The following is a 26,680-nucleotide window of genomic DNA, read 5'->3' on the forward strand; positions in this document are numbered from 1 at the left end:
GTCGAAAAAACTGCGTTACACTTATATAGGTATCTTTACAAAACAACATAAAAGCATGACTGTTGCCTATCCCCGCAAGCTTCGCAACGCTATGGGAGCGCGCGAAATTTTAGCTAATGTAGTGCGCGATCGCGAAATTCACTTGATCACCCTCAACCGCTACCGCTACAGCGAACAGCGTAGTTGCAAAGACCTCACCGACGTGATCGAACGGCTAGACGGGGAACCGGCCGAACTCGTGCGCGACCTGTCCCGGCACATTTCCGACGAAGCGCGACACGCGATGTGGCTCACCGACTTGCTGGTAGACCTCGGCCAAAATGTGGGAACGCCGCCGGGAATTTCCTACATTGACGAATTTGACCGCCTGCTGAACAAAGAACAATACCGCAACCTCGATGACGGTATAATTGCAGTTTTAGCCGCAATCAATGTCACCGAAAAGCGGGGCTGCGAATACTTTTCAGCGCACATCCACGCCCTCAAACAGGCTCCCCAAACCGCAGAAAACGTCAAAATCCGCGAAACCATCGAAAAGATTTTTCCCGAAGAAGCTGGTCACGTCCGCTGGGGCAACCGCTGGCTGGCCCAAATCGCCGACAAAAGCCCGGAACACCGCCAGAAGGTGGAACAGGCAAAGCGCAAGTATGTGGCGATCGAACAAGCAGCTTTTGAATCGGGAATGGATATCATGTTGGGGGCAGAACTGCGCCGCGTCACGCGCCTCGTGGATATTGCCAACACCATGCCGATGTGGGAACGCCCGCAATACCTGATGGAACGCTTGCCCGCAAGCCTGCTGGCCCCCGACCTGCAAATGACCAGAGTCGATGTAGCTCAGCGCGCCTGGAACCGCGACCCGCAGGCATTTATGGAGAAATTAGTACCCATGTTCCTCAACGGCTTGAATACCATTGAGAAGAAGCCGGCGACTAAGCCCAAGCCTTAAATACGATCGCGAATCCGGTTGAAACCGCTGTGCAAGTCAAACTTGCGTCTGCCTTCGCAAACAAGCGAGATATACTGGTTCCCAGGCATAGCCTGGGAACCAGTTATTTAAAGTCATAATTTTAAGCTTTAGCCAGTAAACTGATTATTGGAATAGTTTTCCATCTAAATATAATCATGACTACCAGCGAGCCGAACATACAAACAGCTTCCACAGAAAGCCTCTCAAGTGAAAGTGCGATCGCCTCCGAGCAGGTCGAAAAAGCCACAGCCGTCACCTATGCAGAAGAAATTGAAACTGTCATCGCCAGCATGGCTGTAGACCAAAAAGTGATGGTCGGTCAAAGTGAAGCTGGCGGACATCTTTGGAAGTTCAAGTACGGCAGTGTCGAAGTGTTCGTGCAACTTACGGGCGAAACCGAAGATGATACTTTGGCTGTTTGGGCTTTTGTACTGCAGTTGCCAGCGAAGAATGAAGCTCAATTAATGCGGAAAATTCTAGAAATGAATTGGCTGTCTACTTTAGAATCTCATTTTGCCATTGTTGATAATCAAGTTGCCGTAGTATCGACTCGGACGATGGCGGAAATCTCGGCCGGGGAAATTTCTCGGGTTATTACTATTGTGGCTACGATCGCCGATGATAACGATGACGTGTTGCAAGCAGAATTCAGTCAGTAGTCATTAGGGTGCGCGACTTTTGAGAGATCCCCACTCCGCTAAATTATTGGCAGTCGCGCACCTGACATTTAAGTAGCGTGCGCGACTTTTGGGTTTATTTATTTAAAGAGAAATGGTTTTACAGATGAAGCCATACGCTCTAATTCTCCTTTGTTGTGTGTGAGGAGTTTATGCCCCCATAATTCATTCGTATCATCAGAGCAATCTTGTGCCAGAGCTTTTCCGATCTCTTCAAAACTTTTTTTGTTGGTGGCATTCTTTAGATCTTGTGGGTTAGATTGCACTCCCAGAACGAAGACTCTTTCTTTGAACTCTTCTGGAATCTGCTCATTCACATAACTCCACCGATTTTCCTTTTTATCAAAATCAATGATCAAAATAATCCTTCTTTGTGGATATTGTCGCAGGCGAAGTCCATCATCAATCGTCAATTGATCCACAGCTTTTTTCCAACCATCAGCAATCGGTAGGACTTGAATTGCATTTTTATCAACGTTAAGGTCTTTAATAAATCCAAGGACAATCTGGCGATTAGCATCATCTTCGGGCAATACAAGAAAGTGTTCCTTCTCCCTATTTACTTTCATAGTTCTATATCGCCCAGGATTAAAGTCGTTATAAGGTCGCCTGGTACAGGTATATCACTGAGTAATCTGACTAAAGTTGGCTCCAAGTGGGTTTTTCGATCGAGTACAAAGGTATTTTCATTGGAAAACTTTCGTATCGCTTCAGGATTATGAGATGTTACTAAAATTTGACTGTTACCCTGAAATAAGCGTCGCAATGACATGACAAAATCTCCAACCTCTGATAAGGAGATATAGTTGTCCGGCTCGTCCCAGAAGCAAAAAAGTGGGCCATAAGATTTGTTTGCCGCTAAGACGACAGCACAAACAAAAAAGCATTTCTCACCATCCGATAAGTCTTTAAAGTCAACACTCAGATTCGCATTATTGGCTTCAAACCGAACAATCATACTTTTAGAGTCTTTACCGATCTGCTCATTCAGAAAATCCTGAAAGTCAGGCATAACTTCTTGGAGATATTTATAAACCTGTGTATAGGCGGCAGGATAGCGACTGAGTAACCCAGAAACCCACTCCCCGAAGTTTGAACCATCTCGCTTTGGCTCCAAAGTTTCACCGTTTGAGTCTCCAGTCATCAAGCTGGGAATCGGGGCTAAAATGATCGTGCGAGCAAGCCAGGTCTTGAAAATACGAAGTGGGTCAGTCTCTGATTGCTCCTGAATTACTGGAAGAGCAACAAGATGCCAATCCACAAGAAACTGAGCCTCACGATTTTGTGAGGTCTTATAAAGAGTGACTTGGGCTTCTTTTCGAGAGTAGATTGGATCTCCTCCAACTAGCAATTGCTCTTCAAAAACTCGAAGGTCTTTAAATTTTTCTGGCAACTCGAAGGCAAGGACATATTTGTATAATTTCTCGTTAAGTAAGACTTCTATTTCAAACCGGATGGGGACATCCGACCTGCCACGAGCAAAATCTTTTGCATTGACAAGATCGCGAACTCTATTTATGCCTCGACTGATGGACTGAAATACCTGTAAGACAACAGAAGTAGTTGATTTACCGGCACCATTTTTTCCAATCAAGAGAGCAGATGGCATCCCCTTTATGGGCAGTTCAAAGTTTTCTAGACATCTGAAGTTGTGTACATATAGTCTTTGGAGCATAGCAAAACAATTCCAAGGAGTGGGAGGTGAAAAAACTTTTTGAACTTTTTGAAGTGCTTAATTAGGGAATAGGCATTGCCATAAACTTCCAAAAAGTTCGGGTGCTTTTCTGAGCTATAGACGGATGAGTTGCCGAACAATTAATCCCCGCCGCCAACTTTTACCTCCAACTCGTCAAAAAACACCACTGCCCCAATTTTACTCCGTACTTAAAACTTAATATGCAGGCCCTGCGATCCAAGCAATAGTGATTCCCAGCCCCAAACCGACAAGCACTTGAAAAGGGGTGTGTCCCAGCAACTCTTTCAGGCGAGCCTCATTAAGGTTGTGATCTTCCTCAAAAAACTCGTCAATAATTTGGTTGAGGATGCGAGCTTGCTTGCCTGCAGCTTGGCGGACGCCTGCTGCGTCGTACATCACAATAATTGCAAAGATCGCTGCGATCGCAAAGTCCGGACTTTCCCATCCCATCGTTTGTCCGACTCCAGCAGCCAAAGCGCCCACAAAAGACGAGTGAGCGCTGGGCATTCCCCCCGTTGTTACCAAATACTGAAGATTAAACTTGCGATTTTTGACCAACTCGATCGGCAACTTCATGATCTGAGCCGCCAGACAAGCGAGCAAAGCAACCACGAGTACATGATTGTTGAATATGCCGCTGCAAATTTCCTGCATAGTGTTTGGTATTTCTAGTTACTGCGGCTGGTAATAAAATCGGCGATCGCCAGCAGCGGTAGAGCTTTGCTCCCAAACACTGCCAATTGAGCCTTAGCATCAGCAACAAGCTGCGAAGCTTGGCGCCGAGACTCCTCAATTCCCCACAAACTCGGATAAGTGACTTTCCCTGCTTGAACATCTTTGCCAGCAGTTTTGCCCAGTTCTTCTTGGGTAGCAGTAATATCCAGAATGTCGTCAATTATCTGGAAAGCCAGCCCAATATTTTGAGCGAAACGAGACAGCCGCTGCAAATCTGCAGCAGACGCCCCAGCCAGAATTGCCCCACAAACTACGCAAGCCTCTAACAGCGCGCCTGTTTTGTGAGCGTGAATGTAATTCAAAGTTTCCAGAGAAACATCTGTCTTTCCTTCCGATTCCAAATCAACCACCTGACCGCCTACAAGTCCAGCAGCACCCGATGCCCGCGCCAAATGGGCGATCGTCTGCAACACCTGTTGGGGGGGTACGTTCTCAGTTTTAGTGGCGATAAATTCAAAAGCATAGGTCAGCAAACCATCGCCCGCCAAAATGGCGATATCCTCGCCGTAGACTTTGTGGTTCGTCAGTTTGCCGCGCCGGTAGTCGTCATTATCCATTGCCGGCAAATCGTCGTGGATCAGCGACATGGTGTGGATCATTTCCAAAGCGCAAGCTGTCGGAATTGCCATAGATGTAGTGCCGCCGGCCAGTTCGCAGCTAGCGAGACACAGGATCGGACGCAGGCGCTTGCCCCCCGCTAGCAGCGAGTAGCGCATTGCTTCGTAAATTTTCTCTGGGTAGATGACCGGGAGTGCACTGTCGAGAGCTACCTCGATCGCCTCTTTTCGATTGACTAGATAAGTAGATAGGTCGAAAGAGGATTCCGGTTGGGACGAACCCATTTCTGTTGCCAATACCATCCCTTGCTCTCTTGTACTGAATAGTTATGTGGGATATTGTGAGCCGTTCAGGTCGCATCGTGCCGACTTTTACGGCAGTAGTTGCTCGAACTCCGAGCATCAATTAATCATTCTACGGGTGTTGTTGCACAGAAAATCTTTGAGTTTTGATAACTTTGTCAAATTACCAGTCAATCTAAAATTTACAATCTCAAATATCAAATCCGCTGATTTGTCTGGCAACTTCCAAAAACCGCTGCACCGCCGCCGTTGGATCGCTGCGCCAAATTAGAGCGATCGCGACAATGCAGGTTGATTCTGGCAGCGCTTTGTAAACAACCCCGCTGCGCTGGAAATTTTCCATCGACTCAGGGACGATCGCCACTCCCATCTCGGCGGCTACCAGACTCACAATGGTTTGCATTTGAATTGCTTCTTGAGCTGCGATCGGGCTAAAACCTGCTTGTTGACAAAGACTGACGATCGCATCGTACAATCCCGGAGCCTGGGAACGCGGAAATAAAATGAACGGTTCGGTGGAAAGTTCGCGTAATTCAAGATGCGTGCGATCTGCCGCCGGATGCGTTTCTGGCAGTGCCACGATCAGCGGTTCTCGAAAAACGATTTCAGAATTTATCCCCTCTTCCTCAACCGGAGGGCGCACGAAGCCGATATCAATTTGCCCGAACCGCAACCGCTGCAACTGTTCGTTTGTCGTCAGTTCGTGCAGTTCGAGCTTGACGGCGGGACACCGAGTGCGAAACGCCTGCAAAATGGCTGGAACCACGTTGTGTGCAGCAGAACTCACAAAGCCGATCGTCAGTTGGCCGAGTTCGCCCCGACTGGTTTGTCGGCCGAGTTGAATTGCTCGATCGACTTGCTGCAGAATTTTCCCGGCCTCCTCGAAAAAAACCTGTCCCGCAGCCGTTAAATGCACCGTCCGCTTGGTGCGGCGAAACAGTTGAAACCCCAACTCTGCCTCTAAATGCTGGATTTGTTGGCTCAGCGGAGGTTGGGCAATATGCAGTTTTTCGGCTGCGCGAGTGAAATTCAGTTCCTCTGCAACTGCAATGAAATAACGCAAATGCCGAAGTTCCATAGCTCCCCAATCATTAATATCTTAAAAGTATAAGTTGTTAGTTAAACATATATTGGACATTAATGCTGGCATTTAATACAGTGATTAATAGGCGAGATTGAGAATTAAACAATGGCTAATTTGGATATCAGAATTAGAGAAGCAAAGCTGGCAGATTTGGAATTAATTGTGGATTTTATTTCACAAAAAAGCGAGTTTGATGGATGTAAAAATCTGTTGACAGCAACAGCCGATAAATTGCAGCAAACGTTATTTTGCCAGCCTCCGCTAGTGCGGGTTTTGTTGGCTGAAGTTGCCGGAAAAGCGGTAGGATTTGCTCTTTTTTATTCCTCCTACTCAAGTTTATTGACGCAGCCGTGTCTTTGGCTTGATGATTTATTTGTGCAAGCTCCTATGCGCGGTATGGGAGTCGGGACAGCGCTGTTAAAGTATTTGGCACAAATTGCTGAGTCCACAAATTGCGGGCGGATTGAATGGACTGTTAATACTGCCAATGCGCCGGGAATTGCTTTTTACCAAAAGCAGGGAGCACGGATTTTGGAAAATATTAGGGTTTGCCGTATTGATGGGGATGGAATTAATCTGCTTGCTGGCAAATGATTTAATAACGAACCGCGAAGGCGCGAAGAACGCGAAGAGAAGAGGAGAGAAGAGAAGAGATGTCACAAGATTTTTGGAATTCAGTGCTTTATGAGAAAAATCATGCTTTTGTTTGGCAGTACGGTGAATCGCTTTTGGAGTTGCTGGCTCCGAAGGCTGGTGAACAAATTCTGGATTTGGGCTGCGGTACGGGGCAGTTAACTGAAAAGATTGGTCAAAGTGGTGCTTTTGTGCAAGGTATTGATTCGTCTTTGTCGATGATTTCCACGGCAAAAGTTAACTATCCTCACATTAATTTCGCGGCTGCGGATGCGAGGAGTTTCCAAGTAGAAGAGCCGTTAGATGCTGTGTTTTCTAATGCGGTTTTGCACTGGATTAAGCAGCCGGATGCTGTGATTAATTGTGTGGAAAAAGCGCTGAAGCCGGGAGGGCGTTTTGTGGCTGAGTTTGGTGGTAAGGGGAATGTGGGGGCGATCGTCCGGGCGCTTTTGAGTGTTTTGTCGGAAATTGGCTGCCAGGAGCCTGAAGCGCTTAATCCTTGGTATTTTCCGAGTATTGGTGAGTATGCTGGGCTTTTGGAAAAGCAGGGTTTTGATGTGGGTTATGCGGTTTTGTTTGATCGACCGACTCCCCTAGAAGGTGGCAGCGCGGGTATGGTAAATTGGATTGAGATGTTTGCTGGCGGGTTTTTGTCGGGGTTGTCTGATGATGTGCGATCGCAGGTAATTAACGCAGTTGAAGAGCGTTTGCGATCGGCGCTGTACCGCGATGGTAATTGGATTGCAGATTATCGCCGAATTCGCGTTGTTGCTGTCAAAAATTCCTATTGACAAATATAAGGCTTCAAATCGGGGAGATTTGTAGCCTTCGTTCACTCAGTATCCCCATCGCGCCGCACGTTAGTCCCAGCAGTTATTTTCTTTTCCTATTGTAACTGCGCTTTTGTGTAGAGCCCCATCAATTCTCCCCTGCCAAAAACTTACGACTCAGGCTTTTCGGATGTAGAATTTTACAGTCATATTTGTAGGGGTAAGCCGGCCCAATAAAAAATATTGTTGGCATGATAATTAGCCTCAACCAAAATAGACTCCTCCTTAACAAATAATAATCTAAGTTGGCGCTTCCATAGGGAGCCGGAAGCAAAAACGAACTAACACTTAAGGAAATAGCAAATGCTACAAAAGTTACGCTCAAAGCGTTTAGCCCTTCTCGCCAGTGCGACCAATTTCCCGCAGAAAGGCGCGCCGGTAGCCATTTGTAAGTTGGCTGATAGCGAAAAACTCGATCGGGAAAATGTGCGATCGTAAATTCGTATCCGCAAACACCCCAACAACTCGGTTTCTAGGATAAACCGGGTTGCTAAACACAGACCTTAGTTTAAATCTGTTCTTCCCCTTGATTAAAACGCTGAATTACGGGATTTTCCTCGACTTGTAAAATAGTATCATTGGGAATAGTGAGAATGCCTGTAAATGAATTTTGGCTTACTTTCAAAACTTGTTCCTTATTTTTGTGTTCGGCAAGTTCTTGCTGTAAATTGTCAATAATTTGTTGAAACCGAGCCGCTTGTCTCAGCATTTCTTGTACGGCAAAGTCCAGCAATTGCATCAGAGTAGCCACTTGATATTCCAGTAATTGGGTTTCGCAATTATTGTTATTAGTAACAAAATTTTTAGGATTTTCTGAATATTCAAAAACACTATTTTCGTCGGGGATAGACAATGCTGTTTTGACACTAAGTGCCAAATCTTTAAACATTTCAGCCCTGCTTTGGGGAATTTTAACTTTCAGGAACATCACTACCGCAAACAAACTTCCTGACGGCAGAAGTCCCCCAAATCCCAAGACAGACTTGACATTGTAGGGGATAATTAAAGAATTTTGCTCAGGAATAAAGCGGCTGCCTTTTGCCTCTGATACGTGAAAAATATTTAATACTGCAGGCTCTAATTGCAGGAACCTTTCTGGCTCAATTCCGAGGAATGTAGGAATATCTAAACCAAACTGCCGGATTATTTCCGAAATCGCCGGCATTTGAGCCACTAATTTTGTGCTAACTAATGGAATAGCTGTATCTTCTGCTGCTGTGTGCCGAGAATTCCACTGCGGTTGTGTGCCTGCGGCTGCTAGCAGAGTCCAACATTTCATGTCGGCGGCGGGGGAATTGCCCTCGATCAAGCGGCGGGCGGATTGTTGCAATGAGTCTTCTAATTCCCCGTAGGGATGAGTTTTGAACAAACGCACTAATACCATTTTTTTAAAGATGTGATAGACTTGTGTAAAAAGTAAAGGAGAGAATTACAATGTCTGGTCGTCCTCATATAAAGATTACCGAATCTGGAGAAAATTTGCGAGAAATACTCAAAAAACAAAAAATAATCCTAGCTTATAATAAAGTCCAAATGCTTTATTTATTTCAGTCAAAACAAGTAGAAACTGTGCGGGAAGTATCCGCAGTTTTAGGTAAAAGTGAGGCAACGATTCATCGCTGGCTCTCCCAATATAGAAAGGGCGGTCTGGAAAATTTGTTAAAAAATAGGCAGGTTTTCGGTCGCCCAAAAAAGTTCTCAGTTGAAATAGCAGCGACCTTGCAACAAGAGTTGAGAGAGCCCGAAGGATTTAAGAGTTATAAAGAAGTTCATCTTTTGCTATGGTTGATTAAAGGAATAGCCAGTAGGTACCCGGCTGTATATTCTTTAGTTAGAGGGGAATTAAAAAGTAAATTAAAAATTCCAAGACCTCGCAGTATTTCTCAGAAATCTACGGCAATTAATGAATTTAAAAATAACTTGCATCAACAGATAAAAGCTTTACTAGACAAAGCTTTACCTCAAGTAAACAAATATAAAAATGTGAGTTATTGGTGTAGTGATGAAACGCGGATAGGGCTGCATACAATTCGTCGGCGCAAGCTGACGCTTTCAGGCGTAAAGCCCCTGGGGAAGCATCAATGGAAATTTGAGTGTTTTTGGCTGTATGGGGCAGTATCAATCCCTACTGGAAAGAGTTTTTTTTGGGAGTTTTCGCATTTAGACAAAGTTTGTTTTGAAGCCGATTTACAACTTTTGTCAATACAATATCCTCATGAATTACACATCATTCAAGTAGATAACGCACCCGCTCATAATTTAAGCTCATCTGAATTACCAGACAATGTTATTTTACTATTTCAGCCTCCGGCTTGTCCCGAAGTAAATCCGACAGAAAGAGTGTGGGAATATCTGAAAGATTTTTTAGCGAAAGTCGGTGTTTAGTAATCTTGACGAACTCCGCACAAAAGTCAAGGAAATTTTGGCATCTTTCACCGATCGCGTCATTGGTTTTCTCACCGGATGGTCTTGGATTTTACATTCTTTATCTCTATCACATCTTTAAAAAAATGGTAGTACTCGGGAGAATGAAGACCAAAGAGCGTTTCTTGAGGCCATAAAGAGTCTCAATGACTTTAACAGTAAGCCTAGTTAATCCGCTGGAAAAATCTGCCTAACAATTGGTTGGCAGTGCATCTCCAATCTTATATGCTGCGTTGCTCTTGCATGACATATCAGTCGATTCGATCTATTCGATCACGTTCGCATCAGTTGCTGAATGCGCTGTGGCTCCTCTCCCAGCCAATCTAGATTCTGGGCAGTGCTATCGAAAATTGATGAAGTTTTGAATGGCTCAAACTCGCCGCGCGATGCGGCTTCTGCCGTTTTTGCTAACAGCGATCGCACTTGCTCGTCATTCATTGGCTGGAACGTCCGCACCGCCTCAAACGCTTGATCGAGAATTTCCATGCTGTCAATTCCGGTAACCACAACCGATGTAGGTAGATTCAGCGCATAGTGCAGACACTCTATTGGCGTTACCGTATTTGACCGTAACAAAATCCCGTTTGCCATGCTTTTCATGCCAAGAATGCCGATGTCCTGTTTAACCAGTTCTGGCACAACCAGCTTCCCAAAGCTTCGGTAGTGTGCATCCATCACATTCAGCGGCAACTGAGCCGCATCAAACTTAAACCCATAACTAGCTGCAACTTCCAGCATATGCAGATGAATCTGGGGGTCTTTGTGTCCGGTGAAGCCAATATATCGGAGTTTGCCAGCTTCCCGCGCCTCAATTAAGGCGGCATTTGCCCCTTCTGGATCGAAAACTCGATGCGGGTCCTCGAACCGGAGGATTTCGTGGTGCTGGACGAGATCGATGCAATCAACTTGCAGGCGTTGCAGTGATTCGTCTAGCTGTCTTGTGGCTTCTTTCTTGGAGCGACCGTCAATTTTCGTCATCAGGAATACTTTGTCTCGGTAGCCATCGCGGAGAGCTTTCCCCATGCGAATCTCGCTGGCGCCACCGTTGTAATCCCAACTGTTATCCATAAAAGTGATGCCACGGTCGATCGCAGTGCGAACAATCCGGATACCCAGTTGCTCATCAACATACTTCAATCCGATGTGCCAACCACCCAATCCGATCGCAGAAACCCTCTCTCCTGTGCTGCCAAGAGTTCGGTATACCATTTCTGAGTTTGACGTACTTTCTGACATCTGTTCTCCTTGTTTGGCAGCTATTGCTTAAGTGCATATAGCTATGAGCAAATTCAAACGCAAGGAAACGTTTACCACATCTTGCTGGAGACACACTAAAAGTGAGTATTGGCAATTTAGGAGGTGTGAGGTACAGGGTTGAGTTGATGCGTTATGCGATCGCTCGTGAAGAGGAGATGCCCGACTTCTCTAAGAAGTCGGGCATCTCAACTGATTCATAATCCACGCTCATCGCGTTGGATCGTCACTTACCTTAACAATCAGCTTGCCAAAGTTTTTCCCCAGCAGTAAACCAATGAAGGCGTGGGGAGCATTTTCCAAACCATCTACAACGTCTTCTTTATACTTGAGCTTCCCTTCCTGCAACCACTGAGAAACATCGTTTACAAACTCTGCCTGACGGTGTTGGTAATCTGCCACAAGAAAACCTTTGATTAACGCTCGTTTAACCAACAATGGCATCAAATTAGGACCGGGAGGAGGAGTTTCTGCGTTGTACTGCGAGATTAAACCAACCAGTGGTATTCTTGCCCCAAGATTAATCTGCTGCAACACGGCTTCTAAAATTGGACCCGCCGTATTGTCAAAGTAAACATCGATTCCGTTAGGACAAGCAGCTTTCAGTGCTGAACTGAGGTCTTGAGTTTTGCGGTTAATGCAGGCATCAAACCCTAACTCTTTCACTACGTAATCGCTTTTATCCTCACTCCCAGCCACCCCCACTGCCCGACAGCCTTTGATTTTAGCGATTTGGCCGACTACAGAACCGACTGCGCCAGAGGCAGCAGAAACGACAACCGTTTCGCCTGCTTGTGGTTGCCCAATATCAAGCAGCGCAAAATATGCCGTCATTCCCGGCATCCCCGTTATGCCCAACGCATAGGAGATGGGTGCTTGATTGGGGTCAAGCTTGCGCAAGGTTTCGCCTTTCGATACGCCATAAGCTTGCCAGCCGTCATAACCCAGCACAAAATCTCCGGCTGAGAATTGGGGATGGTTCGATTTCACCACTTGGCTGACTGTGCCACCGACCATCACGGAACCCAATTCTGCCGGAGAAGCATAAGATTCGCGATTGTCGCTCATGCGTCCGCGCATATAGGGGTCGAGGGACAGGTAAATCGTGCGGTTGAGAACTTCGCCTTCCCCTGGTTCTGGGATTGGGGTTTCGACTAGGGCGAAATTACTCTCCTTGGGTTCGCCAACTGGGCGACTTTTGAGTAAGATTTGTTGGTTAATTGAATTAGGCATTGATGGTTCCTATTTTTTTCCAATGGGTGGAGCATCGATTAGTGCTATACTAAGCTGGACAATCATCTTAACAAGCCTACTAACGATTGCAGTTGATGATCGCTGATCCAACATCTTTCATTAGGCATAATCAGAGAGCGTTCTCAAATGTGATTGGCAATCAAAACTAAGTAGCTGTTACAGTATTTAGGTATTTATTATTAAATTAGATTAATCTTTAATGTATACGTACAAACTAACCAGTGTAGGACTCAACAACGGATTAAAAATTTCCCCAGGAAACCTTACGGTCATAATTGGACCCAATAATGCTGGTAAAAGCCGTGCTTTGAAGGATATTGCCTGGACAACTACAAAAGAAACACTATCCCAAAGAATCATTATTAACGAGGTTGAGTGGACTCTCCCACAAAAATTTCAAGAGCTACGTGAAGCCTACAATCTGAAGCGATATCAAGATGAAAACGGAAACTGGATATTTCGCGCATTAGCTCCTGAACTTCACCAAGAATATCAAATTAACGCACAGCATTGGTCTAACTGGGACGAACAGCAGAATTTTCTGCCTTACTTGATGAATAAGGCTGCTTTTGCTGGTCAATTGGGTAGCGCTATGGTTGCATTCCTGACAACAGAAAACCGACTGCAATTGGTGAAAGAGTCTGCTAGTTCAGGCCATGAAAGACAAGAGGCAAACTTGCTGCAAGCTCTTTACAATGCAGGAAGTTCTATAGAAAAGCAGATACAAGAATTAGTAAAACGTGCTTTTGGCAAAGAAATAAAGTTGGACTTTACAGTCCCCCAGCGATTACTTCTCCGAGTCGGAGATGACTTTAGCGCAGTTCCCCCTGATCCCAGAGATGCTAGAGACATCATGCATCAGCACAGCAAATTGGATGATCAAGGTGACGGAATAAGGAGTTTTGTCGGAATTATCACGGCGCTACTAGCGATCAATCGAAATCTGTTCCTGATTGACGAACCGGAAGCATTTCTTCATCCGCCCCAAGCTTTTCGGATAGGCGAATTTGTTGCAGAACAAGCAAACAGTGCACGTCAAATTATTTTAGCTACTCACAGTGCCGACTTACTACGTGGTCTTTTAAGCAAGACAACTGATGTAACAATTCTCAGAATTGACCGCAGAGATGAGACCAACTATTTCCATACTCTTGATCCAAAGCGCTTGCAGGAATTGGTAAGTGACCCTCTACTGAGTTCAGCTCGTGTTCTTGATGGACTTTTTTATTCCGGTGTGGTTGTGGTAGAGGCTGATAGTGATGCACGTTTCTACCAGACTGCTTCTAACAAGCGTAAGAATGACATCGACTTGCATTTCGTTAACGCGGACAACAAGCAAACTGTTCCACGGATTACTGCATTGTATCGAGATATGGGTGTACGCTCTGCAGGTATTGTTGATTTCGATGTTTTGAATAATCAGGAAGAATTCAAGAAGCAGCTAGAGGCGTTAAAACTTGGCGAAGAACAAATTGCTACAATGCTGGCTATCCGTGAAGAGATTGCAAAAGCAGCAAATGAACTTCCTCCTGAAGAGAGGCTAGATAATGTCAGAGAGCAAATGACAAAATTGTTAACCTCTGTCAATGACATACAAGCTAAGCAATTTGCTTCTGACGAAAAAGCAAAATCTGCAAAAGAAAAATTATTAAAAGAGATTGAAAGGGGAGGAAGCGAGATTGCAGCCTCGACAAAAAATTGGAAGAAGTTCAAGGAGAAAGGGAGAGCAGCCTTACCAACAGAGCTACAACCAAAATTTGACGAGCTATGGCAAATCTGTTCCCAAAAAGGACTATTTATTAATCGGTTTGGTGAGCTAGAGTCAATGCTGGCACACTGCGGTATTCCGTACACAACAGACAAACGAGGATGGATCATAACAGCGCTGCGACTGCTTCCTAAGCTGGAGGTTAATGATGAGGAAGATCCCTGGCAGTTTATCAAAGGAATTCAGGAGTATCTTATTGGCTTAGAACATCAATAATGACACCGAGGTCTAACACATCCTCAAAGTGTCTGAAAACTCGACAACATACCACAGATTAGCTCTTAGATTGCTTTTTTACCCCACCTATTGCATTACTGCATTAATCGTATAGAGTTTTCACACAATCTGTCGCTGCACCGGAACATACCAATCTGCTCGGTTGAGTTGCAAAGGTTATCTCCGTCGGGTTAGCTCAACCGTTATGTAGCTACATTACACTTCCAATACAAATCCAATACAAATGCCCAATCCTTGTAGTTCTATACAAGGATACAGGCACAATAAACTTCATCTAATACTGTTTATGGTAACGATCGCGAAAACAGCCAGTCAAAGCGATGCAGAAGCTGGCAGTATTCGGTGGAACAGGGATTATTGGGCGCGGCATCACTGAAATCGCTCGTTCAGGCGCTGGCATTTGTGCCGTGATTCCAGAGGACTGAACATCTTTAGCGGAGAGTTGTGCTTATACCTGTCCATTCGATCCAGTTTCAACCTGCTTATCTGCTGCCGCACCATTTGCCTTCTCGATCCCCATCTCATTGTTTTGCCGTGCCGCTTTGTCACTCAAAGAGGTTAACAGCGAAGGCGATAAAGATGAGTGGCTGTCTTTTCCAAAAGCGCGTTCGGTACCAATGCCACCTGTTGCAGGTAACAACCGATTAAACCAACCGATCGCAGTAGTAGAAAGCCCTGGAAAAAGAGCATAGAGTCTGGCACTAAACCAAGTCCAAAGTGGCACAATTACCTCTGCATCACCCCGTCGAAATCCAGCAATCGTCTCACGAGCAACTTTTTCGGTACTCGTCGAGATCAAGGGCAACGAATCAGCAATGCTGAACCAGGTAAACTCCTTGCGGTGCTGACCTTTAAACATAGCGTGGTCTATCACGCCCGTGCGGATGAAACCGGGACATACCGTTGTGACAGCAATCCCGTCCTTTGCCAGTTCTGTCCGCATCCCTTCCGAGAAACCGGTTAAGGCAAATTTGCTCGCGCAATACGCCAACATATGCGGAGAAACTACCTTGCCGCCGATGGAAGAGATATTAACGATGCGTCCAGCATGTCGTTGACGCATTTCCGGGAAAACCGCATAAGTAGTGTATAGCGGTGCCCAGAAATGCAGCTTCATCAAATCGTCGTAGTCCTCGATCGTCAATACGTCCATTGGCCCCACAAGGTCGGTGCCTGCGTTGTTAATGAGGATATCGATCTGACCGAAGCGATCGCGCACTTGCTGCACCATCTGGTCAACTTGAGAGCGATCGGTGACATCACAGGGAACAGTCAGCACCTCTCCACCGCGCTGCTGCAGCTCGACACGCGCCCTTTCGAGTTCGGCGCGATCGCGGGCACAAATTGCCAAACGCGCTCCTTGCTGCACCAACTGCCGTGCCATAACCAAACCAAGTCCGCGAGAACCCCCCGTAAGCAGCACCGTCTTGCCTGTGAGATCGTATTGACGTTCGCGCCACGATCGCACCACCCAAAGCACGACGAGCCAAGCGCCTACGCCCACTGCAAAAAGGATAAGAGGATTCGGATTATCTATATAGAAATTCATGGTTAAAACTCAAATGCTGATGTATTGTGAAGCGCCGTCTACGCTGTTACCTGAATCTGATACTAAAATCTTAAAATTCTCCTCTGAGTAATAGGTTGTCATCAGGACACGCATCTATTAGCTTTTGATCCTTCGAGATAATTAAATTTTGCAAGGCTTTCAGGTCTGCCAATCTTTCGCCAATCGGAAGCCGTTTGATATCCTCTAACGTTGTAACCCTGTTTACTTATCCTGGATTAAAATAATCTGATTGATATTTATTGTTATCCGGTTGGCTCAGCAATTTCTGCTGGGCATTATTTGCAAATAAGGCAGTGTCTCTACCACCTTATTTGCTGAGCTACCGTTCATCTCTATCGCACATTTGCGTGATTTTCCAGAATCTTTTTAACGGGAGTCAGTTCCTTGATTTGGACTACCAACAACCTTGGGAGCCGCTCCAGGAGCTTCAGGTTCACTACCCGGACTAACGTCAGTACCGGATTGTTGACCGGTCATGCGATATCTCTCATCAACTGGAGTGTCACCCTCTTCTGTGGTCGGTATACTTGTTTGAGTTCCAGGATTATCTTGAGGGTCATATTTGGCATTATCTTGCCGAGTGTCTGGAGGACTATCTGATGTCATGATTTGCACCTGTTTTTGACCTTACTATACAAGGCTATCATTCAGTTTCAAGTATGCGCTCTATCCTCAGACATGACTCGTTCTATCACTAATTACCGAGGGAATATTGAGCGAGAATAATTGCATAAAATATGTGCAATCATTCTCGATCGGGCTTAACATTTGCTGTACGCCCAACACCGCTGTAGAAAATCGTCCGTACTTTTCCCCGTTGTATCGATTAGCGTGTGTTCCTCTGTGCTTTGGTGTCCTGGTTACGGCGTCCCAGCAGGGTGCCAACAGCGGTAAGAACCTCCGGCACGGCGAGTACAATGGACGCGATCGAGCAAACCGTCGCAACTTGGAAGTATTCACTAAAACGCCTTGTTCTCGCTCCATTCCTCACGAGCTAACTCGACATTGGTCACTCCGTCCAACACGAGCTTGATACCCATTGCAATTGGTAGCAAAGGCTTGCGCCTAGCGCGGTCTAGACCACCAGCATCAGCTAGCCAAGCAGTGATGGCATAATTAGCCACCATTATTGGCCCGTCGGGTGAGTTGAATTTGTTGTAAGCGTAATTAGAAGCATCAACCCGGTCTGCATCGAAGAGCTTTTGTCCCGGCGGATCGGTTAGGTGATTAACGATCCCAGTCTGGTAGAGGGTGACCGCTTGTCCCATCGAACCCCCAAGCATAGATAAGCCGATAATCCATCGCCGACGGGTCATGTGAGGGTTCTTTCCTTGACGCAGCTCCTCACTCAGTTGTTTTGGGTCCATAAAGCGAAATTCTCAATAATAATAACGTAGGCGTTAACGATCGCATCAGCCATACACGAAGCGTTTCAATGAAAGCGAAACAAACTGATTCAAGATTAGGTTGAGATTGGCAACAAGCGAGTGGATCTGGGAAACATCCGCATCCCGATTTTGAACATTTACACCTAGCAAGATCCTCTCGTTCCTCCACCAGCATCTTCCTTAGCTCTTAAGACATACATTGCTAGCGAAGACTACACCTTGCGCTCCTTCTTAGTTGGGCACATCGGGATGTACGTCAGCAATAAAGTGCAGCGAAACCTTCCTCCAACAATTTTCGATTAGCTTAAGGTGCGATCGTAGAAAAACCCATCCTGGTGTTCTGCCTCACCACGATGCCTTCGTTTGCGGCGATCGCCCACTTAGGCGCGTGCAAACCGGTGTTTTATTTTGGCAACTCAGTTCCTTCTACACAACCTAGCTTAACCTTAAAATCTATCTAGCAGTAGACCAAAACAGAGCTTCATTGATGATAATCTATGAGCATCTATAAAGATAAGCAGTCCCATAATTAAAACGTAATTCAACACCCAAAACTCAGCACGCTAAGGGGGTGTTAATTATTAAAACAAACGTTGTACGGTAAGATTACCTTACCTAAGAAAGAGAGAGGCTGTATGGCAACAAAGAACGATTCAGAAATCTTGCCTGATGATTTTAGTGACCCATCTGCAGATAATGCCTTAATCGAGCCGAAACAAGACCGATTAGGATATGCACCCTTCGCCCAACATCTTGCAGACAGTATTTGCCAAATGAACTTTCCTGAAGGGTTCGTTATTGCAGTTTACGGTTCCTCCGGTTTTGGCAAATCCACACTATTGAACTTTTTAACGTACTATCTCAAGCAAAAGCCAGAGAGCGAGCAACCTATTATTGTGCCTTTTAATCCCTGGTTATTTTCTGGGGGGGAAGACATCACAAGGCGCTTTATTGGTCAATTGCAGGCTGTTTTGAGTCAATTTAAAGCTGTCCCCAAAGGCTTCCTAGGTCGAATAAGCAATCTGGCTAAAGCAGTTTCTGAAATTCCTATTCCTTACGCTCAAGCTAGTAAGGCAATTGTAAAATTATTTGATGATCAAGAAAAGGAGACTTCGGACTTAAAAGAAGAAGTTGAAGATACACTAGAAAAGCAGCATCCGCGAATCGTAGTAACCATTGACGATATTGACAGGCTCTCCGCTAAAGAAATTAGTCAATTATTTTATCTTGTTAAATCAATTCCCAACTTTACTAACGTTGTCTATTTGCTCGTTTTCGATCAAGAAGTTGTCATCAAAACCCTCGCCGATAAACAACCTTTACCCGGAGACACCTATCTCAATCAGATTGTTCAAGCTTCTTTTGAGTTACCTCTCCCAGATAAAACCTCACTCCGCAAGCTACTTTTTGAAAAACTCAATGGCATAGTGGCTGACGCACCAAAGCCATTACTCAATCAAAATCGCTGGGGCAATGTTTATTTACAAGGGATAGACCACTTTATTACCAACCCTCGCGACATTACTCGTCTAACCAACCTCTTAACCGTGACATACCCAGCGGTGAAAGGTAAAGTGAACCCAGTTGATTTAATTGCTATTGAGTCCCTGCGAGCCTTTCGCCCAATGATATATGACATAATCCGCAAAAATCCTAAATTCTTTGCAGGAAGTGTGGATGTGGAAGGTTCTCTAATTCCGACATGGGACGAAATCAAAGATTTTCATTCTTCGTGGCTGGCTCAGTTTAAATATGAGGATAAAGAACCAATAAAACGGCTGCTATTGCACCTTTTCCCTAAATTAGAAGGTGTTTGGTATAATACCTATTCCCCTGCCCAAGACGAGTCAATATGGGGCAAGCAATTACGTATTTGCAGCTTAGATATATTTCCCAACTACTTCCGTTTAGTCTTAACACAAGATGAATTCTCGGAGGCTGAGATAAAAACAATTTTTGCCTTGGCAAAAGATGCAAAGGCATTTGGTAAAAATCTTGTAGAACTTGCTCATCAAAAACGCTCTGATGGCACGACACAAATTCGGGCATTTCTTGAACGGCTTGAGGATTACCCTGAAAAAGAAATTCCTACCGATTGCATTCCTTCACTTGTGAAAGCTTTGTTTGATGTCGGCGACCAGCTTTTGCCTCCGGAAGACGAACCGCATGGAATGTTTGATTTTGGCAATGACATTAGAATTGAACGCCTGATCTCACAACTGTTGCATCGGATTGACGAACAAGCACGGTTTGAAACCTTGAAAGAGGCAATATCAAACGGTAACGCCTTATCCATAATTGTGCGCGAAGTAGCAGCCTTTGGTCAGGAACAAGGTAAGTATGGAGCAGAGGAATTTATCCCCGCAGAGGAATGGCTCCAGAGTGTAGAACACCTGAAAGAACTTGAAGGAATAGCCTTGAAGCGGCTGCGAGATGCTGCACAACAAAACTCCCTACTGCAATCCCCAAAGCTATCTGAAAATTTACACTATTGGCAAAGTTGGGCAGGAGAAGAGGAAGTCAAGCAATGGGTTGAAAAGATTATTGAGGATGACGAAGGGCTAGTTAATTTCTTGGAGAATTTGCTGCCAAAAGATTTTAGTGAGGATGGGTCAAACGAAACTCAAAAAACAGGCTACAAACTTGACCTTAGCTGGCTCGAACCCTATCTCGAACCATCCGCGATCGTTGAGCGAATGAGTAGTCTCGCTGAAACGAGCGAGTTAACAGAAGATGGGAAAAATGCGATCGCCCAATTTATCCAAGAATATGAGATGCACCAGCAGGGACAAGGCTCGGATTAGGCAAGGATTTAGGCGGTTGAATAGCACTGCTAGAGCCTCGATCCGGTAATCAAAATGATGTGGAGGGTATGACGCAACTGACTGGCGGCGAACGTTAGAAACTCATCGTTCAGGGAAGCAACCAGGGCTAGGCCATAAATTTATTGCTATTCCTTTGCTTCAATCAGCTCTATTGGTTGTCTGGCGGGGAATAGGGTGCGTATTAGCTGACCCACAGGCACAGAACGCGGCTCGCGAACAAACACCAAGGGCAGCAAGGCAAACAGCCGCAGGACGGCTGAGAGAGCAAACGCCATGGGCAAGCCACCAAAACCAGTCAGACTCGCGACAAAGCCACCAACAGTGATTCCGATCGCCCCAGTGATTCCAGGAACCGCCGCCGCAATAGCAAAATAAATCGACTGATTGCGTAGGGGCGTCACCGACATCATCAGATTGCCACTGCACAGGTCGATCGCTGCCCAAGTCCCCCCGGCCACTATATGCAACAAGGGGAACCAGACCCAAAGGAAAAATGGAGTAGTTCCAGCTTCTAGCCACAGTAGAGGCGTCAGAGCCACCAAGATGCCTACCATTATCATCAGCGGGCGATTGCCAATCCGGTCAGCCAATTTGCCCCAGAACATCAGCATCAGCAAGTTAGCACCAGCTCCCAAGCTGTTATAGAGCGTTACCACGCTGACATCTAGGTTGAGGTTCCCCAGCAAGTAGAGGTTAAAGAAGGGAGCGCTGACGTTAACCGCAAAGCTCCACAAGCCAGAGTAAAACAGAAACCTCAAAAAATTGGCATTTTTAAAGAAGCTAAAAACTGCCGCCCAAGGCGAGCCGTGGTCTGTATCCGAATCGGCGGCCTGTAATAGCTGCGGGTTGACATCAGTCATCCAGAAGTGAAAGCCCAGACTGATTATCCCCAGCACGATTCCCACAACCAAGACCGCACCGAAGCCAGAGAGCGAGCCACCGGGCCACTTCGATACCGCTAGACCCAGAAGTGGCACAGCGATGAGATTGGTTAAAGTCACCACACTATTGCGAAAGCCAAAATACCGCCCCCGCAATCGGTCTGGTACTAACACAGCCATCCAGCTAAAAAAGGAAGCACGGCCCAAAGCTTCCATGATATTAGTCACCCAGATAATTGCCAGTGTCAACACTACCAACTGGTGTCCAGCCATACGAGATGAGCCCACCAACCAAATCCCAGGCACAATCAGCAACCACAGCAGCCGCGAGGATCCAAAAATCAACAGGGAATACCAATTGCGGCTGTTAGTGCGGTCTCCCAGATAGGCTCCCAGCGGTTGCAGCAAATTGGTTAGCTGAGGAATTGAGGCGAGCAAACCAATTTCTACTGTACTGGCACCGATATCCAGCAAGAAATTACTGAGCAACGCGCCGCCAATGATACTGGAAAAGACTGTAGCGAAGCCTCCTTCGCTAGTTAATGCCTTGAGGCTTGTCCGAATTTCTCGCTTGGAAATTTTTTGAGGCGGCTTTGGAGGAAATACCGTCTCTGATAATGCCCTATTCTCAGATTCGACTTTTAATACTAAATTTTTCTCGGTGTGTTGAAAATCTTCAACTATTACTCCTTGCAAGTTTAGTAATCCTGTCAGTAGAGGATTCATGAGCTTTCTTGGTAATATCCGCTACATTAACATATGATAAGCAGAAAACCAATTATCATTTCGTTTTTTGGCACATCCCCACTAGGATAGATCTGTAGAAAAGCTTTTGTAATAAGCAATTATACTTAATAGTTGAATTTTCAGAAATGGTACAAGGCGGCTCTTGTCCCCGCAGTAGTTTATTGCAATGAACTATGATTGACACTCCCCGGTCTCGCATACGCGGGGATTCTTAAGGACAAACTTTGGGGGATGAATCCCGCCAAAGTTTAATTCTTAAAGGGTTCGTCAGCAGCCCACTACCCACTCGCTTAATAATTAAGTCTGTGGCTACTTTTGATTTCCGAATGATGTTCCCTGCACCGTTAGTATCTGCATTGATCAACAATCCAGTGCTAGAACGGTACAATCCTCTTTTGATTCTTTTGCCCGATGGCTGCCAATTGTCGGGTTTTTCACCGACTTTCACTGGCAGAAAATCTCGGTCTAAAAAACTCGATTTTGATGTGTAAGATTCATCTTGCTCTACAAATCGCCATCCCCTTAAGTCGCATTCTTGCTGCAATCTTTCCTTGACTTTAGCGGTAGGAATTTGAACAAAACTCTGATTAATCTTACCTCCCATATTAACTTCTTGCTTTTGTCCTTTATTCCAGCCAAAAACTATGACGTTAATTTGGTTGTTTTTGCAATAATTTACGATTGTTCTGACTGCTTTATTAACCGCATCCCTCATTCTTCGGGCGCGAGTCTCCGATAACTGTTGCAGTCTTTTTGACGAAAAGCCTTGAGGTAATTTATGTCGGGCGTGTTCAGATTGAAGAAAAGCTTTTTGTTTGTTAAACCATTGATTCCAAGACTTCAACTTATGACCATCAATAATGAAAGGGTTGGCATTGCTAGAGACACAGGTCAACCAATTGTTGATGCCATGATCGATGCCCAAAACTCCTGTTACTTCGAGACTGCACAGGCGAGGCTGTTCAGTTAGACTTTCGTGGACATACTCAATCCAGACCTGACCGTTTTTAGGACTCAGCCTAAGTTCTTTGAGCTGGCAATCTTTTAACCTTTCTGGCAATGGAACCCAGAGAGCATCTGTCCCAAAGTGTCCTTTCCCTTTGGTTCCCAGAGGTAGCCTCACTCGATTGCCAACTATTTTTAAGGCTTGCCCTGGATAGGAGACTTGGTACATAGCGCCTTTTGCTCTATATTTAGGCAGCCTCGGTTTTTGATTAATCTCTCCTTTTTTGGCTAACCTTTCCAAGGCTCGAAAAGAGCTAAAAGATTCGGCAACAGATTTAAGGGATTGTTGAGCTACCTGAGAATAGAGTAAACCGTAATTCTCGTTGGTTTTAGTAATTTTGTACAAGTCAAGATATTTGACAGCTCTTTTATCCTTAAAGTATCGTTGGCGACTTTCGTAAGTGCCAACATTAAACAGATTGTTCGACCATCTCAGTAGTTGCTCAACAATGGTTTTGTGGAGTCCCTTTAAATGCCAAATATCTTTTTGTACTGCATACATTTGATTTCACCTCCTTTGATTTATTTTACCGCATCTGGCAATCTTGATAGTAGGCAAAATAAATCCTGCAACGCCCTTTCATCCCTGGGCTAAAGCCACAGGGTTTTCAGGGTATTCTTTATAAAAATCCCTCCCCCTGAACGGGGAGGGTTCGTCAATTCGCCATTTCAAGACTAAGTGGATGAGCTTGCAGGTGGACCTTCATCCTCAAGTTCTTCTATTAATGGTAATGGTTTCAAAGTGGTGCGTCCTGCTTGAATAGCCGCTGCTTGACGCTTGAGTGTTGGGATCAGGACTCGCATGAGCTCACTCACACGCACAGAGCGCTGCTCGTGAACAAACACCAATGGCAGGAGGGCCAACACCCGCAGGACGGCTGAGAGAGCAAACACCATTGGCAAGCCACCAAAATCAGTCAGAGTTGCGACAAAGCCACCAACACTAATTCCGATCGCCCCAGTGATTCCAGGAACCGCCGCAGCAACAGCAAAATAAATCGACTGATTGCGTAGGGGCGTCACCGACATCATCAGATTGCCACTGCACAGGTCAATCGCTGCCCAAGTCGCACCGCCGAGTATGTGCAACAAGGGGAACCAAGCCCAAAGGAAAATGGGAGAAGTTCCAGATTCTAGCCACAGTAGAGGCGTCAGAGCCACCAAGATGCCTACCATTATCATCAGTGGACGATTGCCAATCCGGTCAGCCAGTCTGCCCCAGAACATCAGCATCAGCAAGTTAGCACCAGCTCCCAAGCTGTTATAGAGCGTTACCACGCTGACATCTAGGTTGAGGTCCCCCAGCAAGTAGAGGTTAAAGAAGGGAGCGCTGACGTTAACCGCAAAGCTCCACAAGCCAGAGTAAAGCAGAAACCTCAAAAAATTGGCATTTTTAAAGAAGCTAAAAACTTTCTTCAAGGGCGACCCGTGGTCTGTATCGGAATCGGCGGCGTGTACTAGCTGCGGGTTGACATCGGTTATCCAGAACTGAAAGATCAGACTGAGTATTGCGAACACAACTCCCACAACCAAGACCACACCGAAGCCAGAGAGCGAACCACCCGGCCACTTCGATACCGCTAGACCCAGAAGCGGCACGCCGATGAGATTGGTTAATGTCACCACACTATTGCGAAAGCCAAAATACCGCCCCCGCAATCGGTCTGGTACTAACACAGCCATCCAGCTAAGAAAGGAAGCACGGCCCAAAGCTTCCATGAAATTACTCAGGCAGATAATTGCCAATGTCAACAGCACCAACTGGCGCGGCTGGATACGAGATGAGCCCACCAACCAAATCCCAGGCACAATCAGCAACCACGGCAGCCGCGACGAGCCGAAAATCAACAGGGAATACCAGTGGCGGCTCTTGAGGCGGTCTCCCAGATAGGCTCCCAGCGGTTGCAGCAAATTGGTTAGCTGAGGGATTGAGGCGAGCAGACCAATTTCCACTGTACTGGCACCGAGATCCAGCAAGAAATTACTAAGCAAGGCGCCGCCAATTATACTGTAAAATACCGTAGCGAAGCTACCTTCGGTAGTTAATGCCTTCAGGCTTTTCCGAATTTCTGCCTTGGGAATTTTAAGATGCGGGTTTGTAGTAAATACTGTCTCTGATAATGCTTTATTGTCTGAGCTTTTCTCAATGACCAGAGGGGTCAGAGGATTCGTTTCTACTAAAATGCTATCTTCGTGTGGACTGAGCATATTATCTAGACAATACTTAAAGACTTAATCGGAACTACATTACTGCTTTGCTCTGAGTGCCTTTCTAAAGACAAATGTCCTAAAAAATGCTTTATTTAAATCCTGTAATGGCAACCCCTTACCTGCTGAGCGTTAATTATTAGACGCCATAAAGTATTTCAGAAATATAACCACAACCTGTCTCAAATAGTCAGGCTTTTTTTACAGAATTCATATAAAAATACTCTCTATTCTAGTATAGTAGAACTTTAATAATTTGACAAAAAGCTTTATAAAAAATAATTGTTTTTTGTAAACAAATTTTAAGTTGTTAGTTACAATATTTACTTAAATTAGTTTAAAGTTAATCATTAGAGGTTATTTCTCAAGATAGATTTATTTCTAAACTCTGAGGAGGATGCAGATATGCCACCTCCAAGGTATATGCAGTTAGAAGTTGAACTCGTAGATTTCAACTCGACCAAACTTTCCTAGAGTGACTTCATCTTCAAGCGCAAGAATTTTTAATTAGGATTTTAAGGAGTAGGCTCGATTGAAGCCAATAAATTACAGGTGGTTGGCGTTGTTGGGCTTCGAGGGGCATCGGACTTGAGGTAATCATCAACTTGGTTTCAGGAAGGAGGGGCAAAAGGAAGGGGTTGTCTCTGCTAGCACTGAGGTGAGGCTAAATTCTTTGGTGGGCGAGATTTGTATCTCTGGCGGTGAGGCAACCCCTTTCGTTTCAAGATAGGTCGATCGCCCTAGCAGTACATTCCATTAGCTAGAGGAGAGGGAAACCATCCCAGCTTAGGATGTTTAATAAAACAGGAAATTTTCTAGGGAACGATGAGCTTATTACTAATAGATATGGATGGTACGCTCCGTGAACCGCTCAGCGGACAACAATACTTCCAACATCCCAAAGATCAACGCATTATTGAAGGTGCCCAGATTGCCATTGGCACCTTCAAGGAGGATTGGATAATTGTCGGCATCACCAACCAAGGTGGAGTTGCCGCCGGTCATAAGTCTATGCAAGAGTGCATCAAGGAACAGCAATACACGCTTGAGTTATTCCCAGAGTTGAGAGAAATCTACTTCTGCCCAGACTTTGAGGGTAAAAAGTGTTTCCGCGTCACCGATCACAATGTTTATAACCACAGCCAAACTAAGTGGTCCCGACAGTACCGCAAACCGCGATCGGGTATGTTGCAACTAGCAATGGTCAGACACAAACACACCCCGCAAAATTCGCTGTATGTGGGCGATCGCCCCGAAGATGAACAAGCGGCGCAAGGAGCAGGTATACCCTTTCAATGGGCATGGGACTGGATCGAGCAACATCAAGAGGCGATCGTCCCCAACCTTACAGAAGTATAGTAATCGATAGGATAGTCATGGAACGAGAGATTACAGATAGCAACGGCATTACCTGGGTATGTATTCAAGCCTATTCTGGGATTTCCCACAATGCAGAAAACCAGGATGCCGCTCAGGTTAAAGGACAAGAAGATAGCTACTGGGTAGTCTGTACGCCTAGTGGTGGCGCAAAGTCAGTGCGGCTCAAGCTTCAGGGCGAATGGGAAAAATCCTACTCTGATGAGATGTTGCTCAATGAAATTCAAGCACAGCAGGGGGAATGACCACAGCCAAAC

The 26,680-nt window shown here is 45.5% G+C and carries 23 protein-coding genes and 1 pseudogene; 10 read left to right on the forward strand and 14 right to left on the reverse strand.

Annotated features, from left to right (window positions below):
- Positions 1–55: 55 nt before the first annotated feature.
- A complete protein-coding gene (locus tag NDI35_RS12210; protein ID WP_445312961.1) occupies positions 56–949 on the forward strand; it encodes a ferritin-like domain-containing protein in 894 nt (297 codons plus the stop codon).
- Positions 950–1,125: 176 nt separating this feature from the next.
- The gene (locus NDI35_RS12215) at positions 1,126–1,629 is read left to right on the forward strand and encodes a YbjN domain-containing protein (RefSeq protein ID WP_445312962.1); all 504 of its coding nucleotides are present in this window, start codon (positions 1,126–1,128) and stop codon (positions 1,627–1,629) included.
- Between the two features lie 98 nt (positions 1,630–1,727).
- On the opposite strand, the gene NDI35_RS12220 is transcribed toward NDI35_RS12215, so the two are convergent.
- The 5 genes from NDI35_RS12220 to NDI35_RS12240 all read right to left on the reverse strand — a co-directional run bounded on the left by NDI35_RS12220 (position 1,728) and on the right by NDI35_RS12240 (position 6,016).
- Positions 1,728–2,216 (reverse strand): hypothetical protein, encoded by a 489-nt coding sequence (locus tag NDI35_RS12220; protein WP_445312963.1) that lies wholly within the window; start codon positions 2,214–2,216, stop codon positions 1,728–1,730.
- Positions 2,213–3,322 (reverse strand): AAA family ATPase, encoded by a 1,110-nt coding sequence (locus tag NDI35_RS12225; RefSeq protein WP_445312964.1) that lies wholly within the window; start codon positions 3,320–3,322, stop codon positions 2,213–2,215. The genes NDI35_RS12220 and NDI35_RS12225 overlap by 4 nt, the downstream gene beginning before the upstream one ends.
- Before the next feature lie 216 nt (positions 3,323–3,538).
- Positions 3,539–3,997 carry a divergent PAP2 family protein gene (locus NDI35_RS12230; RefSeq protein ID WP_190658220.1) on the reverse strand — a complete coding sequence of 153 codons (459 nt, stop codon included), beginning with the start codon at positions 3,995–3,997 and terminating at the stop codon, positions 3,539–3,541.
- Positions 3,998–4,011: 14 nt separating this feature from the next.
- Complete coding sequence (gene crtE, locus NDI35_RS12235; protein WP_333179856.1) at positions 4,012–4,938, reverse strand: geranylgeranyl diphosphate synthase CrtE; 927 nt, start codon at positions 4,936–4,938, stop codon at positions 4,012–4,014.
- Between the two features lie 190 nt (positions 4,939–5,128).
- Positions 5,129–6,016, reverse strand: a complete 888-nt coding sequence (locus NDI35_RS12240) for a LysR family transcriptional regulator (protein ID WP_445312965.1) — start codon at positions 6,014–6,016, stop codon at positions 5,129–5,131.
- A 111-nt stretch (positions 6,017–6,127) separates the two neighbouring features.
- On the opposite strand from NDI35_RS12240, the gene NDI35_RS12245 reads away from it, so the two are divergent.
- From NDI35_RS12245 to NDI35_RS12255, 3 genes are all read left to right on the forward strand, one after another.
- Positions 6,128–6,616: a GNAT family N-acetyltransferase gene (locus NDI35_RS12245; RefSeq protein WP_445312966.1), complete on the forward strand. Its 489-nt coding sequence runs from the start codon at positions 6,128–6,130 to the stop codon at positions 6,614–6,616.
- 59 nt (positions 6,617–6,675) lie between these two features.
- Complete coding sequence (locus NDI35_RS12250) at positions 6,676–7,446, forward strand: class I SAM-dependent methyltransferase (RefSeq protein ID WP_445312967.1); 771 nt, start codon at positions 6,676–6,678, stop codon at positions 7,444–7,446.
- Between the two features lie 342 nt (positions 7,447–7,788).
- The gene (locus tag NDI35_RS12255; RefSeq protein ID WP_445312968.1) at positions 7,789–7,923 is read left to right on the forward strand and encodes a hypothetical protein; all 135 of its coding nucleotides are present in this window, start codon (positions 7,789–7,791) and stop codon (positions 7,921–7,923) included.
- 70 nt (positions 7,924–7,993) lie between these two features.
- Here NDI35_RS12255 and NDI35_RS12260 read toward each other — a convergent pair whose 3' ends face one another.
- Complete coding sequence (locus NDI35_RS12260) at positions 7,994–8,869, reverse strand: histidine kinase (protein ID WP_445312969.1); 876 nt, start codon at positions 8,867–8,869, stop codon at positions 7,994–7,996.
- A 50-nt stretch (positions 8,870–8,919) separates the two neighbouring features.
- Here NDI35_RS12260 and NDI35_RS12265 point away from each other — a divergent pair.
- Positions 8,920–9,991 (forward strand): annotated as a pseudogene (locus tag NDI35_RS12265) (IS630 family transposase).
- 191 nt (positions 9,992–10,182) lie between these two features.
- Here the strand turns inward: NDI35_RS12265 and NDI35_RS12270 are convergent.
- Together NDI35_RS12270 and curA are read right to left on the reverse strand one after the other, a co-directional pair.
- Positions 10,183–11,145 (reverse strand): aldo/keto reductase, encoded by a 963-nt coding sequence (locus NDI35_RS12270; protein WP_445312970.1) that lies wholly within the window; start codon positions 11,143–11,145, stop codon positions 10,183–10,185.
- A 228-nt stretch (positions 11,146–11,373) separates the two neighbouring features.
- Entirely contained in the window at positions 11,374–12,396 is a 1,023-nt protein-coding gene (gene curA, locus NDI35_RS12275) for an NADPH-dependent curcumin/dihydrocurcumin reductase (RefSeq protein ID WP_445312971.1), read from the reverse strand.
- Positions 12,397–12,616: 220 nt separating this feature from the next.
- Here curA and NDI35_RS12280 point away from each other — a divergent pair, with 220 nt between their 5' ends.
- On the forward strand, positions 12,617–14,401 hold the full coding sequence (locus tag NDI35_RS12280; RefSeq protein ID WP_445312972.1) for an ATP-dependent nuclease: 1,785 nt from the start codon (positions 12,617–12,619) through the stop codon (positions 14,399–14,401).
- A 469-nt stretch (positions 14,402–14,870) separates the two neighbouring features.
- Here the strand turns inward: NDI35_RS12280 and NDI35_RS12285 are convergent, their stop codons facing one another.
- The 3 genes from NDI35_RS12285 to NDI35_RS12295 form a co-directional block, all read right to left on the reverse strand.
- Positions 14,871–15,971 carry an SDR family NAD(P)-dependent oxidoreductase gene (locus NDI35_RS12285; protein ID WP_445312973.1) on the reverse strand — a complete coding sequence of 367 codons (1,101 nt, stop codon included), beginning with the start codon at positions 15,969–15,971 and terminating at the stop codon, positions 14,871–14,873.
- 387 nt (positions 15,972–16,358) lie between these two features.
- On the reverse strand, positions 16,359–16,598 hold the full coding sequence (locus NDI35_RS12290; protein WP_445312974.1) for a hypothetical protein: 240 nt from the start codon (positions 16,596–16,598) through the stop codon (positions 16,359–16,361).
- A gap of 353 nt (positions 16,599–16,951) precedes the next feature.
- On the reverse strand, positions 16,952–17,308 hold the full coding sequence (locus NDI35_RS12295) for a hypothetical protein (RefSeq protein WP_445312975.1): 357 nt from the start codon (positions 17,306–17,308) through the stop codon (positions 16,952–16,954).
- 707 nt (positions 17,309–18,015) lie between these two features.
- Here NDI35_RS12295 and NDI35_RS12300 point away from each other — a divergent pair.
- Entirely contained in the window at positions 18,016–20,184 is a 2,169-nt protein-coding gene (locus NDI35_RS12300; RefSeq protein WP_445312976.1) for a KAP family NTPase, read from the forward strand.
- A gap of 146 nt (positions 20,185–20,330) precedes the next feature.
- On the opposite strand, the gene NDI35_RS12305 is transcribed toward NDI35_RS12300, so the two are convergent.
- From NDI35_RS12305 to NDI35_RS12315, 3 genes are all read right to left on the reverse strand, one after another.
- Positions 20,331–21,812 carry an MFS transporter gene (locus NDI35_RS12305; protein WP_445312977.1) on the reverse strand — a complete coding sequence of 494 codons (1,482 nt, stop codon included), beginning with the start codon at positions 21,810–21,812 and terminating at the stop codon, positions 20,331–20,333.
- A gap of 232 nt (positions 21,813–22,044) precedes the next feature.
- Positions 22,045–23,340: an RNA-guided endonuclease InsQ/TnpB family protein gene (locus NDI35_RS12310; RefSeq protein ID WP_445312978.1), complete on the reverse strand. Its 1,296-nt coding sequence runs from the start codon at positions 23,338–23,340 to the stop codon at positions 22,045–22,047.
- 173 nt (positions 23,341–23,513) lie between these two features.
- The gene (locus NDI35_RS12315) at positions 23,514–25,046 is read right to left on the reverse strand and encodes an MFS transporter (RefSeq protein ID WP_445312979.1); all 1,533 of its coding nucleotides are present in this window, start codon (positions 25,044–25,046) and stop codon (positions 23,514–23,516) included.
- Between the two features lie 825 nt (positions 25,047–25,871).
- On the opposite strand from NDI35_RS12315, the gene NDI35_RS12320 reads away from it, so the two are divergent.
- Together NDI35_RS12320 and NDI35_RS12325 are read left to right on the forward strand one after the other, a co-directional pair.
- Positions 25,872–26,405, forward strand: coding sequence for an HAD-IIIA family hydrolase (locus tag NDI35_RS12320; protein ID WP_445312980.1), 534 nt, complete (start codon positions 25,872–25,874; stop codon positions 26,403–26,405).
- Positions 26,406–26,422: 17 nt separating this feature from the next.
- On the forward strand, positions 26,423–26,668 hold the full coding sequence (locus tag NDI35_RS12325; protein WP_445312981.1) for a hypothetical protein: 246 nt from the start codon (positions 26,423–26,425) through the stop codon (positions 26,666–26,668).
- Positions 26,669–26,680: the final 12 nt, after the last annotated feature.

It is taken from the genome of Microcoleus vaginatus FACHB-2002 (assembly GCF_040004035.1).
Taxonomy (GTDB): domain Bacteria; phylum Cyanobacteriota; class Cyanobacteriia; order Cyanobacteriales; family Microcoleaceae; genus Microcoleus; species Microcoleus vaginatus_C.